This window comes from Methylobacterium sp. UNC378MF (genome assembly GCF_900103195.1).
GTDB lineage: Bacteria > Pseudomonadota > Alphaproteobacteria > Rhizobiales > Beijerinckiaceae > Methylobacterium.
Window position 1 is genome coordinate 20,872 of the sequence record NZ_FMWU01000021.1, and the last position, 14,554, is coordinate 35,425.

Annotated in this window: 9 protein-coding genes and 2 pseudogenes; 4 read left to right on the forward strand and 7 right to left on the reverse strand. The window is 60.5% G+C overall.

From position 1 onward, the window contains the following. Positions 1–812: 812 nt before the first annotated feature. Positions 813–1,907, forward strand: a complete 1,095-nt coding sequence (locus BLT59_RS21030) for a glycosyltransferase family 2 protein (protein WP_091785184.1) — start codon at positions 813–815, stop codon at positions 1,905–1,907. A gap of 328 nt (positions 1,908–2,235) precedes the next feature. Here BLT59_RS21030 and BLT59_RS21035 read toward each other — a convergent pair whose 3' ends face one another. The 4 genes and pseudogenes from BLT59_RS21035 to BLT59_RS21050 all read right to left on the reverse strand — a co-directional run bounded on the left by BLT59_RS21035 (position 2,236) and on the right by BLT59_RS21050 (position 4,364). Continuing rightward, positions 2,236–2,763 carry a cytochrome P460 family protein gene (locus BLT59_RS21035; protein WP_091784944.1) on the reverse strand — a complete coding sequence of 176 codons (528 nt, stop codon included), beginning with the start codon at positions 2,761–2,763 and terminating at the stop codon, positions 2,236–2,238. An 81-nt stretch (positions 2,764–2,844) separates the two neighbouring features. After that, on the reverse strand, positions 2,845–3,246 hold the full coding sequence (locus BLT59_RS21040; RefSeq protein ID WP_091785187.1) for a DUF302 domain-containing protein: 402 nt from the start codon (positions 3,244–3,246) through the stop codon (positions 2,845–2,847). 48 nt (positions 3,247–3,294) lie between these two features. After that, positions 3,295–3,498 (reverse strand): annotated as a pseudogene (locus tag BLT59_RS21045) (alpha/beta hydrolase); the annotation flags it as partial. Further along, positions 3,495–4,364 (reverse strand): alpha/beta fold hydrolase, encoded by an 870-nt coding sequence (locus tag BLT59_RS21050; RefSeq protein ID WP_244514094.1) that lies wholly within the window; start codon positions 4,362–4,364, stop codon positions 3,495–3,497. The pseudogene BLT59_RS21045 and the gene BLT59_RS21050, both read right to left, overlap by 4 nt. A 118-nt stretch (positions 4,365–4,482) precedes the next feature. Here BLT59_RS21050 and BLT59_RS21055 point away from each other — a divergent pair, with 118 nt between their 5' ends. Further along, complete coding sequence (locus tag BLT59_RS21055) at positions 4,483–5,505, forward strand: LysR family transcriptional regulator (RefSeq protein ID WP_175544088.1); 1,023 nt, start codon at positions 4,483–4,485, stop codon at positions 5,503–5,505. A 36-nt stretch (positions 5,506–5,541) separates the two neighbouring features. Here BLT59_RS21055 and BLT59_RS21060 read toward each other — a convergent pair whose 3' ends face one another. Together BLT59_RS21060 and BLT59_RS31925 are read right to left on the reverse strand one after the other, a co-directional pair. Further along, positions 5,542–6,984 (reverse strand): aldehyde dehydrogenase family protein, encoded by a 1,443-nt coding sequence (locus BLT59_RS21060; protein WP_244514089.1) that lies wholly within the window; start codon positions 6,982–6,984, stop codon positions 5,542–5,544. Positions 6,985–7,198: 214 nt separating this feature from the next. Then, positions 7,199–7,579 (reverse strand): annotated as a pseudogene (locus BLT59_RS31925) (integrase core domain-containing protein); the annotation flags it as partial. A 452-nt stretch (positions 7,580–8,031) separates the two neighbouring features. Here BLT59_RS31925 and BLT59_RS21075 point away from each other — a divergent pair. Continuing rightward, entirely contained in the window at positions 8,032–9,387 is a 1,356-nt protein-coding gene (locus tag BLT59_RS21075) for a tyrosine-type recombinase/integrase (RefSeq protein ID WP_091784953.1), read from the forward strand. Positions 9,388–9,514: 127 nt separating this feature from the next. Then, positions 9,515–11,005, forward strand: a complete 1,491-nt coding sequence (locus BLT59_RS21080) for a tyrosine-type recombinase/integrase (RefSeq protein WP_244514090.1) — start codon at positions 9,515–9,517, stop codon at positions 11,003–11,005. On the opposite strand, the gene BLT59_RS21085 is transcribed toward BLT59_RS21080, so the two are convergent. Continuing rightward, on the reverse strand, positions 10,926–14,450 hold the full coding sequence (locus tag BLT59_RS21085; protein WP_139174090.1) for an NACHT domain-containing protein: 3,525 nt from the start codon (positions 14,448–14,450) through the stop codon (positions 10,926–10,928). The genes BLT59_RS21080 and BLT59_RS21085 overlap by 80 nt on opposite strands. Between the last annotated feature and the right edge of the window lie 104 nt (positions 14,451–14,554).

A 14,554-nucleotide genomic window follows, 5' to 3' on the forward strand; every position in this document is an offset into this window, starting at 1 on the left:
GCAGGCCGGGGCGTGACCGGGCCGTTCGGGTGTGGGAAAACCATCTCCATCGCGTCGGGCCTGCGCCGGCAGCTTGATGACCACCGCGCCGAACGACGGATTGTCGTCCGGGGTGCGGTGCCGCGCCTCTGTCGAGGCGACCTCTGCCACCACTTGAAAGCTTGGCAACACGGCCGGGCTGAATAAACGACCGGCTCACGAGCTCATCGGTATCCGGGAATAAGGCGAGGCATGCGGCGCGGCGACCCGACCCGACGCCCGCCTCGCCCGGCCTCACTCCGATCGAACTCGCCTTGGCCAAGTTCAAGGCCGCCTGCACGTCGAGGCACCGCACGCCTTCATCAAAACCCGGCCCCTGAACAAAGCCGCCTTCCGGCGCTTCACCCCAGATGCGTGTCGCAACCACCTCGCTGCGGGCAGCGACGCGGCCCATGATGCAACCCGGTCGGTTGCGGCTCCTGCCTCTGGCACGGTTGGAGGCTCAGATCTTGCGCATTGTTCACGTCCCGCTGCCACCTTGCAGCGCGCAGCCGCGGTTTGCACGCCCGAGGTCTGCTGTGGCGTGCGATCGCCGTTTCATCCTCGTGATGACGTCCGGGAAGCGCATGGGATTCACGGGTCCGAGCGAAGCGCCGGAATAACGCGTCGTGACGGCCGTTTCGAAAATGGTCTATCCTTTTACGTGCTCTGGCTTCTGAATGTTCTTGAATCCAGAGCAAGAATATGCAATATATGGGCATTTGAAGAGCTATTATTATTGTCAATTGACCAACGATCGTGATATGCTGCTCCCGGAGCATTGCCGAGAATACATGAACGATGAAACAGCGAGGGATGGAAGGATGACTTACGAGCGATCGCCGTCCTTGGCAGTCATCATAAATTGCTTCAATTACGAGAAATACATTAAATGCGCAATCGACAGCGTCCTATCGCAGAACAACAAGTCATGCGAAATCGTCGTCGTCGATGATGGTTCGACCGACAATTCCTGGAGCATAATTCAAAGCAGCGGAGTGCGTGCGTTCCGCAAGGACAATGGAGGTCAGGTCAGCGCTTGCCTGATGGGACTCGACAATACGACGGCGCCTTTCGTCTTATTTCTCGACGCAGATGATAAACTACTGCCGAACTCGCTGGAAAAAATAATGGACGCACTCGATGGCAGCGTCTCAAAACTTCAGTTCCAATTGATGCGAATAAATGAGAAGGGGTCGGTGATTGCCCCGGCGTTTCCAGCTCTTCAGGCAGGACGTGATCGGGATAAATTCAAAAGATTTGTGAGCGAAGCTGGAACTTACATCTCGCCGCCCACATCGGGGAACGTTTTCAGGAGAGACGTATGCGAGTTTCTGCGGGGCGCCTCCTATGATACCGCGGTCGACGGCGTTATTTTGCTTGCCGCACCCTTTTTTGGCGATATTGTCAGCGTCAGGCATCCGCTTGGATGCTATCGTATACATGGGAAGAATAAATCTGGCGTTCGAAATAACCCATCAATAGCGCTACTTGAGAAGCATAAACGAAGATTCAAGGATCGCGTCTCCCATCTCAAGGCTATTTTACAGCAGAGGAACCTCGCTGACGCCATAAATCCCCCCGAGCAGATGTATTTTTACAGTATTTATCAAATAAATCAGGACATTATCACGGGGCGCGGAATAAAACTCAGGCAAGCGCTGAATGCCGTCATCCGTTTTCCGTCCTGGTATAGCCCGCCCCGGAAGGCGGCGACGGCGCTGGCGATCGTTCTCGCTGTCGTGCTTCCAAATGCGGTGAGCGTGCAGTTTTTGAATTCATGGCGGTTCGTGCTGGTGCGGCTTGTCACCTCTTTCACCCACATCCGGGCTCTCTGGGCGCCCGAACGTTCCGCAGCCCGCTCCCCTCTTTCCAGAAACTCCCGATAGACTTTCCGCTATCTCGTCGAAGGGTGGGACGGTAGTTTAGAGCCCGTCGAAGATCAAACAAATTGTTGATTGCAGCCGATATATCTGGGCAAGTTAGGCGCGCGGCATGGTGCTCTTTGCAAACGGCTCGTCCGTCAGCCTGAAATGATCCATCGGCTCCTCCAGCACGAGCCGTGAATCACATCAGCGCCGACAGCCCTACGTTTATGGATCCGGACGCTAATTGTACAGGAACAACAAGTCCGGATTATTTTTCTTCGAGACTTTTGCAAAATTTGTTGTGACATATCGAGTAATAAGATCTATATTTTCGCGCTGATGACGGCCCTTACGGCGCATAGCGTGTGAAGACAAAATCGTTGTCTGACGATCCGCGAGCATGGCATGGCGCGCAGGTCCTCATCAGGTCTTCGCTCCGGTTGGGCTTGCCACCTTCAAATTGCCCGTATCCCCATCCGCCCGTATCGGCGAATTTTTTCGAGTCCTTAACGCTGAACTGGACATTCGTCGGGGAGCCGGCAACGAACGATTGTGCTTGGCCGAAGATCGCATTGTTTTCGGCCGCCGGCATATACTCCCAAGCTAACCGCGCGATGATCGCGCCATCCGGGAATGGACGCGCGCCTTCCCGATATGCCTTGACAGCGATGTCGTTTCCAAGAACGGCACGAATGTCGTTGAGACTACCCGCTTCGTGCGCCACGCTGATCAATTGCCAGTCGCGATACCTGTCAGGAAGTCTGACGCCGAAGATCGGAGAAGCGTCGTCATCAGCGCTTTCGACCGCCAAAGGAGTGACGGACCCGATGCAGGCGCCCAGGATGCATGCACCAAACCGAAGAGATACCGCTCTCATCGTGTCCTCCCCTGGATTCTGTACTGAACCTTTTCTCGATTGATGCGGCGCCGGCAGTTAACGGCCGATCCGTGTCGCGGGTCAGCAGAAGTCGCCACACGCGGCCGAAAGCGCTCCACGTGGTTTCACCGGGCCTGTTCCGGCAGCCTGAACTACGCAGGCCTCGGGCAGCCGCAAGAGAGCCTCTGCGGCATGGCTCGGATGGCCGTCCGTCAAGCCGTGACGCTCCGCCAGCCACAGGGGGTCGTCGTAACCGGTGCAAGTCCGATCTGCCGGATCGCACCACATAAGGGCGCGCAGGGGCAGGTCAACGCCGATGGTCTGGTTTGCCTGCATCAGAGGAGTTCCACCTTCTGCCCTGCCGAACATGAGCAGCTGGGTCGGGCGCAGGTCGGGCCCCGCCTGGATCGGCGCGGCCGCATGACCGAGTCGAAGAAAGGCCGCCAGGCCGCACTCCGCCACGGCGCCGGCCAGGTTGCCCATGGTCTCATCGGGCTGGAAATGGCTCTGATACTTGATGAACCCGGCCGTGCCCCGCCTGTCATGCGCGATGCAGCGGTCCCCCTGGCGGGCGAGGAAGAACATCTGATTCTCGAAGGCGTCGGCGCTGAGAGGCGATCCGTGGCTGAAGACCACGGGTTGCCCCTCGCCCCAGTCCTTGAAGTAGATCTCGGTGCCGTCTTCGACCTTGATCGTGCCCCGACACCGTCCCCTCGCGTGCCATCTGCATCTCAGCGGCCGCCAACGTTACGGTCGAGGAAGTCTCGAATCATGGGCGCCATGACGTCGAGCTTGTCTTCGAGGGCGAAGTGCCCGGTATCGAGCAAATGAAGCTCAGCATCGGTTAGGTCCCGCAGGTACGGATGTGCGCCGTCGGCCGGGAAGATAGAGTCGTTCCGGCCCCAGACGATCAGCGTCGGCGGCTTGCGCTCGCGGAAGAAGGCCTGGAATCGCGGGTAGAGCGGTACGTTGGTGCCGTAGTCGCGGAACAGGTCGAGCTGGATATCCCTGTTGCCCGGCCTGTCGAGGAGCACCTGGTCGTGCAGCCAGTTGTCCGGATCGATCCGGGATATGTCGGCCACGCCGTCGACGTACTGAAACTTCGTCGTTTCCGGTGCGACGAGGAAGGCGAGAGCGTTGCGCCGCTCCGGCGTATCCTCGCGCCAATAGGCCTTGATGGGATCCCAGAACGCCTTCAGCCCCTCCTCGTAGGCGTTGCCGTTCTGGACGACCAGCGCGCTGACGCGTTCAGGATGCTTGAGAGCGAGCCGATAGCCGACCGGGGCGCCGTAATCCATCACGTACATCGCGTAACGGTCCGCACCCAAGTGGGAGAGCAGGCCGTCGACGAGATCGGCGTAGTGCGCGAACGTATATGCGAACTCCCGGTGATCGGGCGCATCGCTGCCTCCGAAGCCGGGATAGTCGGGTGCGATGACGCGATAGCGGTCCGCGAGGAGCGGGATCAGGTTGCGAAACATGTGCGATGAGGTCGGGAAGCCGTGCAACAGCAACACGAGCGGTGCGCCCGTGGGGCCGGCTTCCCGGTAGAAGACGTTCACGTCCTCGACCTTGGCTGTGCGGTAATGGGTCACCGGAATGCTGGTGGGATAGGTCACGAACGCCCCTTCGCATCGAACAAGTTAATCGAAGTTAACGTATTGCGATCGACGGCAGAATGCCTAATCTATGGAATCCTTGATTTCGCGAGGCGGAACAATGATCGACCGTCTCGATGCGATGCGGGTGTTCGTCACCGCGCTGGACGAAGGCAGCCTCGCATCCGCTGGCCGGCGCCTCAATCGCTCACCCGCCGCCGTGACGCGGGCCATGGCCGCGCTTGAGAGCCATGTCGGAGCTCAACTCCTGCACCGGACGACACGACGGCTGCAGTTGACCGAGGCTGGCGAGACGTACGCTGCCGTCTGCCGCAGGGTATTGACGGAGCTGGATGATGCCGACCTCGCCGTTGCCGGGAACCGGGCTGCCCCGCAGGGCGTCCTGACCGTCACCGCCCCCGTGATGTTCGGGACGCGGGTCCTGCGCCCGGTCGTGGGTGAGTTCCTGAAGGCATATCCTGCGATGCAGGTCCGTTACCTGCTGCTCAATCGAATGACGAACCTCCTCGACGAGGGCATCGATGTCGCGCTCCGGATTGCCCCGCTGCAGGAATCCAACCTGATAGCGTTACGCATCGGTGAAGTGCGCCGCGTTCTGTGTGCATCGCCGAAATACCTGGCTGGCCGGCCGCCAATCGCATCCCTGTCCGATCTGGCGCAGCACGACTTCATCGGCATAGAGCCAACGGGCCCGGACGATATCTGGAGCTTCCCGCCCCTAGCCGGAGGCAGAATTCCCCGTACGGTCCGGGTTAAGCCGCGCCTGATGGTCAACACCGACGAGGCCGCCGTCAGCGCGGCGGTCGACGGCGAGGGCATCGCCCGGATCTTCTCCTATAAGATCCAGCACGAAGTCTCGGGCGGCAGCTTGGTCGTTCTGCTTCCCGAGGACGAGCCGCCTCCAGTGCCGGTACATCTCATCACGCTCCCTGGCCGGCTGTCGCTCGCCAAAGTGCGGACCTTCATGGACTTCGCCGCCGTCCGCCTCAGGGCCGACTTCGCCCGCACCCCGCCCCACCCCGAGGACCGACGTTCATCCCGGGAACGGCTCGACGCCGAGGTCTCGCGCCAGAGATTGACGCCTCAGCGAAATGCCGCCGGCGGGCCGTCGAGATCTCCGTGACCGGTCGCCGCGTGGATCTCGCGGCATTCCGACCCTTCACCGCCTCAATATCGGATCGACCTGCGTGACGCGGCTGCGCAGCGTGAAGACGCCGCTTCCGGACAGGATGGCACTCCGGGCGAGGAGACGGCCGCTTTGCCAGTTCGACAGCCCGAGCTCGGGCTGGTTCAGGGCGTATTGCCCGTCCACCCAGCGGGTGAACCCGTCGCCCACGAAGGGCGCGTTCACCGTGTCGTAGAAGCGCCGATGCGCCTCCGGGTCCCGACTGATCAACGATGCGGCGAAACGCGGGCTGAGGCGATTGAACAGCATCACCGCGTGATCGAGATCATCCACGATCTTCAGGCTGACCTCGGGCGTGTCCTCCCATTCCCACTCGCGGCCGAGATCATCCTCGGACTGGATCTCCGTCAGCGGCTCGGTGCGTTCGCCTTCGGCGCGCCGGACGCGGACGGCGGCGGTGCGCCAGCCGTCCGGCAGGACGGTCTCGTCACCTGCGACCACGTGAAGCTTGCATCCGAAGCCGCGTGCGCGGCCGGCGGATTCCAGGGCGGCCAGAAAAATCGGCACCAGATCCGCTATTCGGGCGCGATGGATGCAGCACACGTTCAGGGTGTTGCAGACCTTCCGGTCCAGGGACGCTTCGACAGCCGCGGAGAAGCGCTCCGCATCCGCATCGCGGTCGGCGACCATCCAGGCGCCTCCGGTTCCGTGCAGGCTGACCGCCGTACCGGCCTGTCGGGCGACGCTCCCGAGTTGCGCCACGGCCAGGCCCGACCCGCGCGCCACCGCCAGCGAGAGCCGACGGTCAGCGAAGAGGGCCCAGCCTGTCGACCGTTCCGGGCTCTCGACGAGCGAGATGGCTCCGGGCGGTAGGCCGGCCTCGTTGAGCGCGGGCACGAGGGCGTGCCGCATGATGGCCTGTGCGGTGCCGAGCGCGTCGCTGCCGATGCGGAAGACGGCCGTGTTGCCGCTGCGCAGGACGCCCGCTGCATCGGCGAGCACGTTCGGGCGCCCCTCGAAGACGAAGCCGACCACCCCGAGCGGTGCCGCCACCTGCTCGATGGTCCAGCCGGTGTGGACGATGCGTTCGACGACCCGGCCGCGCAGCGTCTCGCTGTCACGCCACGCCCGCAGGCCCGCGATCATGTCCTGCCGCATCCGGTCGGTGGCGACGAGCCGGGTCGTCGAGCGGCCGCCGTCCTGGGCGCGCTCGACATCCTGGCGGTTCGCCTCGGCGATGGCACGCCAAGCCGAAGGGTCATCGAGGAGCGCAGCGAACCGGTCGAAGAACCGCTCAATCGCCTGATCCGGTACGGCCGACATCGCCATGAAGGCTGCATGCGCACGGTCCACCGCGGCGGCAGCCACTGCGATCTGAGCCGCGGGAATGTGCAGGAGGTCTCCGGTCTCCTGCAGGACCAGCAGATGATCACCGGGCTGGAAGGCCTCCGCGAGTTCTGGCGTGATCACGGTCACACGGTCACCGCCGAAAGGCACAGGCATTCCCGATACGAGGCGGGCGATGGTGGTTGTCATGGGAGCGGGCATAGGGCGATCTCGGTGTGGAAACCAAGCCGTGCCGTCGTGGAAAGCGACCATCCCATCGAGGGGTGTGCCGACGGTCGCCGCGCTTGGGGCTTCTCTGCCGCTCCGGAGGGATCTGGTCGACGAGGTGAGCCCGACGCCGGCATCACTGTACCCGGAAGGCGCCGACCCGACTGCAGCACACCTCTTGCGGAGACCACGCGTTCACGGCGTTGATCGACGAGATTGCTGACGGGGCGCGCCCCTGGCGCGGGCCGCAATCGAGCGTCCCGCTTCGTCTGTGTAGTGCCGGGATGTGGTGTGACGGCTCGAGCCTGAAGCGTTCGGGGTCTTTGGTCCAGACTTGAAGGACATGCTCGTAGGGCGTGAGGCCGCGGAGGGTCTTCAGCCGCCGGGCATGGTTGTAGGCGCCGACGAACGGCTGCAGGTGCGCCCGGCGCTGGTCGTAGGTCTCGTAGTGGCAGCGCTTGACCGTGGCGTCCGTGATGGTGCGGTTCATCCGCTCGACCTGACCGTCGGTCGATGGTCAACCCTACCACCACACCGCGGGATCAAACACCTAGACTGAGCGCAGATTCTAGAAGGGAGAATACTCCTCGCTAAACGACTGAGGCTCTCTTCGACGTCTGCTTAAAGGATGCAGGTAAGAGCGATTGACTAGCTGCAATAGGCGCGAAGCAGGTAGGATTAAAGGCCGCGCCCTCGAATCAAGGCTCGTGCGGGCTGGCCTCAAAAGCCAGTCGTTCGTAGCCTTGTTCCAGATGGCATGAATTTTGGCGCGCCCGAAAGGATTCGAACCTCTGACCCCCAGATTCGTAGTCCGAGGCTAACATGCGACAGGGTACGACAGGGTACGACACCGCTCACCAAAATGTCGCTTAGCAGCTTGCACTTAGCCAAATTCCCGCGCAAGGTTTGTTCGCGATCGTCCGCCATTGTTCGGCCGATCCTAGTCGTTTCCTAGTCGTCTGAGGCCGTATGGCACCCGTCAAGCTGACCGAGGCATTCCTCGCAAGCCTCACGTCCGTGGACCCGAAGAAGCCGGCCGCCGGCCCGAAGCCGTCGCGCTTTGTCGCCGACAGCGTACGCCGCGGTCTCATGGTCAACGTCACAAAAAACGGCACGAAGACGTTCCACGTCCGGTGGACCGGGCCGGACGGGAAAAGCCAACGGATAGCCATCCCCGGTGGCAATTGGCCCGACATGCGGGTGGCAGTGGCCCGGCAGCGTGCGGACGAGATCCTGCACAACATTCGCAGCAAAGGGCATGATCCGAAGGCCGAGAAGCGAGCGAAGCGGGATGGCGCCGCGGACGGTGTACTGACAGTCGGCACCTTGCTCGATGCGTGGGAGAAGCTGAAGGGGGGCGAATTGCGCTCAGCTTACGTCAAGGCTGTCCGCGATGTGCTGTCTCACGACTTCGGTGACTATCTCGCCACCCCCGCGGCCGACCTGACACGTAAGCAGATCATCACCCGATCGGAGCGGCTTCAGGCTGAAGGCAAACGCGGCACTGCCCGCAACCTGCTTGCTTATGGCTCGGCGCTCTACGGGTGGGCGGTGGACACCGGGCGGCTTGAGGCGAACCCTTTCCTTGGCGTTCCGCGGCCGGCCGTTGCGAAGCCCGATCGCGTATTGTCCGATGCCGAGATTGGCGCCGTGTACGCGGCTGCCGCGCTACGCCCCTACCCGTCAGGTGCCTTTGCACAGCTACTCATGCTCACGGGCATGCGGCGGGACGAGGTGGCTGACATGGAGTGGTCCGAGCTCGACACGGACCTCACCGCATGGACCGTGCCGGCCATCCGCATGAAGAACGGTAAGCGACACGTGGTGCACCTGAGCGCCCCGGCCCGCGCAATTCTCATGGCAATCCGCGACGGGGCCGAACGTCAGGCGGGATGCCGCTATGTGCTCTCAACCACCGGCAGCACGCCAATGTCGGGTTTCAGCAACATCAAGCAGGCCGTGGATGAGGTTAGCGGCGTCACGAAGTGGCGATGGCACGACCTGCGCCACACCACGGCAACCCGCATGGTCGGGCTCGGAGTGGCACCCCACGTCGCGGACAAAGTTCTCGCGCACACGATGCCGGGCATCATGGGCCGATATCAGCACGCCGAGTACGAGGTCGAGCGTCGAGCCGCCTTGGACCTGTGGGCCGCCCACGTTGAGGCATGTGCAGAAAAGGCAGCTCCGGCTGTCAGGGCGCGGGCGGATGAACTCGCCAATAGGCGTATCGACACGTGGTCAAAGGGGATGAAGGAGCGCCGGGCGGCGCAGCGCGTCACTTCGAATTCCGGCGCCGTAGGTGCCGAGGTTACAAGAGCCTGACGCCCCCTCCCACCCCGCCCTCGAATCTGTCAGACTGATTGCAGCGAGCAATCAAAATGCTCGGATTGCCACGAGACCCACCGCTGCCCGGGCGTGCCCGGGCGTCTGTTGTAGGTCCGTGGTGCGCATGACGAACAACGATCCCGAAACCAGGCAGCTGCCGCGAGCACGGCTGTGGCTCGTGCCGAGGGCTCTCCCCAAGGACGTTGCCGCGGCTTACGTCGGATGCAGGACGATCCGGGCTTTTGAAGCGCAGGTTCGTCGCGGCCTGTTTCCCAAAGCGATGCCCGGGACATCACAATGGGATCGCCGCGCACTCGACTCTGCGATTGGACGCTTGTCGTCTCTTAGCGTGGCCGAAAGTCAGAGCTCGCAGTCCGCCGCAATTGCTTCTACCGGCGACATGAGCAACGCGCAGGACACCATGCGCATTACCGCGGATGACTCGACGCCTTCGGTTAAAGGCGAGCTGCGGGGAGTTAAGACTGTCAAAAAGTCGCGCGCTGACGGCTCGACGGTCGCCTACTTCTATCACCGCGCGACCCGAACCAAGCTTCCCGGATCGCCCGGAAGTCCTGAATTTCAAGGCGCGCTCGCCGCAGCTCGCGCCCATCCAGGCCCGTCTGCAAGGCAAGCCGCAGACAGACACAACTTCGGCGGTCTGATCCGAAAGTTCTGCACATCCTCGGATTGGCGAAACCTCGCGGATAGCAGCCGCGCCTCGATGGTTCTCAACCTGAAGGCCGTCGAGGCTAGGTGGGGCGAGATCGATCTTGATGCCTTCTCCTCAAAGGCGATCCGCGCCGACGTGCTGACATGGCGGGACCAACTCGCGGAGAAGGCTCCACGGGCAGCCGACCTAAAGGTTGGCGCGTTCTCACGCGTCCTTTCGTGGGGGCTTGATCGGGGCCTTGTAGCCGACAACCCGCTTGCAGGCGTCAGGAGCGCTCACAAATGCAACCGGGCCGACCGGATATGGCTCCCCGAGCACGTGGATGCCTTTATGGCCACAGCGACGCCAAAACTACAGCTCGCGCTGTTGCTCGGCCTGCACACCGGGCAGCGCCAAGGCGACATCCGCGCAATGCGATGGGAGCAATATGACGGCCGCGCCATCTCTCTGACACAGGGCAAGACAAAGAGGCGAGTGTGGATACCGTGCACGCAGGCGTTGAAAGCTGCGCTCGATGCCGCCCGGCGAACCGGTGAGACAATTATCACCGACCGTGCGGGTAGGTTATGGGAGAAACGCGCGTTCGCTCGGGCATGGACACGCGTCTACCAAGCGGCAGGCTTGCCTTCCGGTGGCGACAGTCTGCACTTCCACGACCTGCGTGGGACGGCGGTGACGATGCTGTCAGAGGCGGGTTGCACACCGCAGGAAGTGGCTACCGTCACCGGCCACGCCGTTGAGCACGTTCACAGCATCCTCCAACTCTATCTGTCACGCACTCGCGCGCTCGCTGAAAGCGCAATAGCAAAGCTCGAAACCCACTCGCGGAACGTAGAACGCAACGCGCTTATGTTTGGGCACCACGTTAATTTCCTAGGGTGTAGAGCTTCGCCTCCTTGTGAACGGCGACACCAAGCCGGCCAGCAAGGAGTTCAACCGTGTTAGCGGCAGTATCGCGCAGAAGCCAATCTTCGCTGTACGTATGAATGTCGATTATGCGCAATAAAGCTTCTCTGTCGCCCTGCGCTGCAAGCCAATCGATAGCTCGACTCGCGATGTTATAGCGCTTTGATAAAAGAAGCCGCTCGATGATTTGGGGCGACAATTGTGGCGATATTTTACGCACATGGTGCAGCGCGTGGTTCATCGCATTACCGAGTTCGTCTTCTTGCAACCACTCAGCGGCATCAAAATCCTCTATTTCGTGAATAAGCGCCATCAGATTTGTCTCTGCTCGTTCCGATCCCAGCTCTGCTGCCGCCGTCAAGATCATTAAGTAATCTCGCGAGTTGAGTTCGGGTGCCTCCGACCAATCCTCAAGCAATTCTCGCCACGCGCCAACCGCAGGGTGAATAGTGGTTTCGCGCAACGATCCACCCCACAGGGAGTCCATTTCGAGAATATACCGCATACCGGTTGACGCCGAGCTTGCGATGCGGGCCATAGCTGCGGGCGCAAGATCAAGGCCACGGACAATGTGAGCGGCGCGCTCGCCTAGCCCTCTGTCCGGGAAATGTCCAAATAGAGAAATTGTATTGGCTAAATGCTCGAGCGGCATAGTTTCAATTTGCTCCACCAGCTCCTCAATCGCACGGCGATCGCCGAAGCGAGCGGCAAAGAGCTGAAGGGTAGCTCTGAGATCAGTTTCAAGTCTCGGATCGGCTATATTAGCATCAAAGAACGCAGCACGCTCATTAAAGTCGGGGATAGCAGTTACTGCCTGCGCTGCCAAATTGCGCCGCTGCGCAATTGGAATGGTATCGTTCCGAAGCAAATCCGCAATAAAACTCGTTGGTGAATCATGCAATCCGACGAGATCGACTGCTGAGCCGTAAAATGTCCAATCGGGGAGTTGCAGAGCTGTGATGATAGCCGTGATTGCGTCTTGCTCAAGTGGGCGACCTGCCAGCTTGTAAGCGCGCAATCGTGCCGGGATCGGCAATCGCAAATCACGCGCTACCTTCAAAGCCAAATCGCGATAATTCGGCGACGCAGTGAAATTAAAAAACAAACTAGATATATTGATAAGCTCTTCCGGAGTTCGGACATCCGGGTCGAGGGCCTCTACAATCATTCCCAGTGCGACGCAGCCGGCCTTTGCTAATGCCGGTTTAAGACTATGATAAATACGAATACCATCATTGTCGATGCCAATAAGTTTTGACAAGATACGGCACGTCAGCTCCGTGTCGCCGATCTTACTAGCTATGTCGCCGCCGCCGTACTGAATTAAATAAGGTCGCTGTACTGCGGCCTGTAGGCTTGGCGTTGGGAGGCCTGTAAAACCGTCGGCTAACAGCCGACCGACGTGCTCTCGCGAGCGCGTCGGCGCCATCGTCCAATATTCGACTAAATATTCGCCAATCTCACTGCGCAACTGAGGGCCCACGGCAGCGCCATTGACGATGCATCGGCCGACTAAACGCAGACCCGTGCGGAAAGCATCGTCCGGCCGCGCGAGCATGGCTCGGACGATCCCTTCGGGCGCCGGATGAAGCTCAAGGGCGAATTGGATAACCTGCGCCCAAGGGCGCTGCACGGCATCGTCGATCCGATGATCTAAAGTCTCCGGATAATGGTCGATAATATGCCGTGCCGCGAGATACTCTTGGACGATGGGATACGGAAATTGGAAGCGAACAGCGCTTTGGCGCTTTAAGATTCCATTCGCGATCAATAATTCAAACAGGTCTGTCGCTTCAGATGGGGAGCCCGTGACGCGATCAATAATGCTGCGCACCTCGCGCTCAGTCGCGCCGATCTCTTGTCGCTCAAGCCGCTCGAACGCTAGCATCTCAGCAATTTGGCGCAAGGATGCCGATCGATCTGCGGGGTTACGGACCTGCTTGTGTCGCGCAGGGACAAACAGTGTGCTAAGATAGGATTCAATCAGATCGGATCTATTTAAATGGTCCGCATTGAATAGGTCACGATTGGCAATCAACATAACCAAGAATAATGGAATTCGAGCTAGACGAAGCAGATCAGGGTAGCATTCAATACGGCGAACAAATTCCCAGCTCCGCAACCCGCCTAGATACTTTTCCATCGTTTCAGCAAAACGGAACAAGTCGCTGTCATCAAGAGGCAATAGCTCGATTGTGCTTGCTTCAGGAAGTCCGGTCACTACGGCAGCGTCACGAACAGTCAAGATCCAAGGAGCGCGCGGATATCGTACTGAAAAAGTTCTGATGCGACCCATAAGTGCCGGCCGCTCAACCGACGGCACTTCATCAAGACCATCGAGCAGGAGGACCAATAGCCCTTGTTCAGCGAGGCGCTGCCAATCCGGGCATAAATCCATCTCTTGATTGAGTTGCGACCCAAGGAAGGCTGTAATGCTCACATGCGTCGACGCAAAAGAAGCGAGCGGAATATGTACAGGGACCAATGGGCCTTCCGCCAATTCGCTTGCGACGGCGGTAAGCAGTGCGGATTTGCCGTACCCAGGACCTGCTACGACTATCACTTGTCGAAGTTGGTCGCTCGGAAAGGATCTGAGGTCAATCGCGTCCTCCGCTCGGTAGTCGGCGAGAAGAGGGTTTTCATCCTCGAAATCGGAGCGCCGCGAGCGATCATAAAGTCGCGCCCGCGGCCATACATAAAGTTCTTCCGTCGGGCCGGAGACACCGAGACCAGGAATCTCAATACGCGAGAGTTGCTTGATCGCAAGACGGTAAGCGGGCAGTCCCCATTCCGGAGGCTCGCTCAAAAGTGTATCGTACTGCCGTTTTAGCTGCCTCCGAAGGGGCGCGGCTTGGAACATGCCACGCCGCCGAGCCTCTCCGCCCGCGATATCCCGCAGGATGGGCAATAGTGAAGGAGGCGCCCCTACTGAGGTGCCCGCGAGACGGCGACGCGCCAAGTCGCGCTCAATCTCGCCAAGGGGAAGGTGGCGCAGCTGCACCTGCCTCAGCACCTCAAAGGCGGCATCATCACCCCCTAATACAATAGATACACTATCGAATGCTGAGGCATGGGCGCGACTCAAGCGGCCGCGAAGCTCTGCGGCGTCAATTGATGCGTTAGCGCGCCTGCATAGCTCAGCAGTGACCTCGCTGTCGTCGTTTCGTTCTGACACCACTAGTGTCAACTCATCACCATTGCCAAAACCCGAGGCTCTACGTTGATGAGCAAAGTTTATCCAGATATTGCGCCATGCCGAACTGCCGACTTGCACGCTGAGCTTGACGTTCTGAAACTCTTGATGGCCGTCTGCAAAACGAATAACGATGTCGTCAACGCTGTCGGGCGCTTCTACACGCACATCAATGACTCTTTCACGGGCGATCCGCATATCAAGGTCTAGCAGGTCCGCTAGCGCAAGCGCAGCGACGCTATTTTGATAGTAGATCCCGGCCTGAGTGGCCGCTCCTCCCGCTTCTGGCAAAACGTCATTCCTACGCAGCGTCAACCCCCAAATTATTGGAGGCGGGCATCGGATTTCAAGCAGCTTCGCTCATTGGCATAGGCGCGCGGTTGGCCGCCCTTGTT

Excerpts from the sequence above, each read along its gene's own strand:
- BLT59_RS21075 (WP_091784953.1), top strand. The coding sequence starts at position 8,032 with ATGGCACCCGTCAAGCTGACCGAGGCATTCCTCGCAAGCCTCACGTCC.
- BLT59_RS21055 (WP_175544088.1), top strand. The coding sequence starts at position 4,483 with ATGATCGACCGTCTCGATGCGATGCGGGTGTTCGTCACCGCGCTGGAC.
- BLT59_RS21030 (WP_091785184.1), top strand. The coding sequence starts at position 813 with ATGAACGATGAAACAGCGAGGGATGGAAGGATGACTTACGAGCGATCG.
- BLT59_RS21040 (WP_091785187.1), bottom strand. The coding sequence starts at position 3,246 with ATGGGCAACCTGGCCGGCGCCGTGGCGGAGTGCGGCCTGGCGGCCTTT.
- BLT59_RS21080 (WP_244514090.1), top strand. The coding sequence starts at position 9,515 with ATGACGAACAACGATCCCGAAACCAGGCAGCTGCCGCGAGCACGGCTG.
- BLT59_RS21035 (WP_091784944.1), bottom strand. The coding sequence starts at position 2,763 with ATGAGAGCGGTATCTCTTCGGTTTGGTGCATGCATCCTGGGCGCCTGC.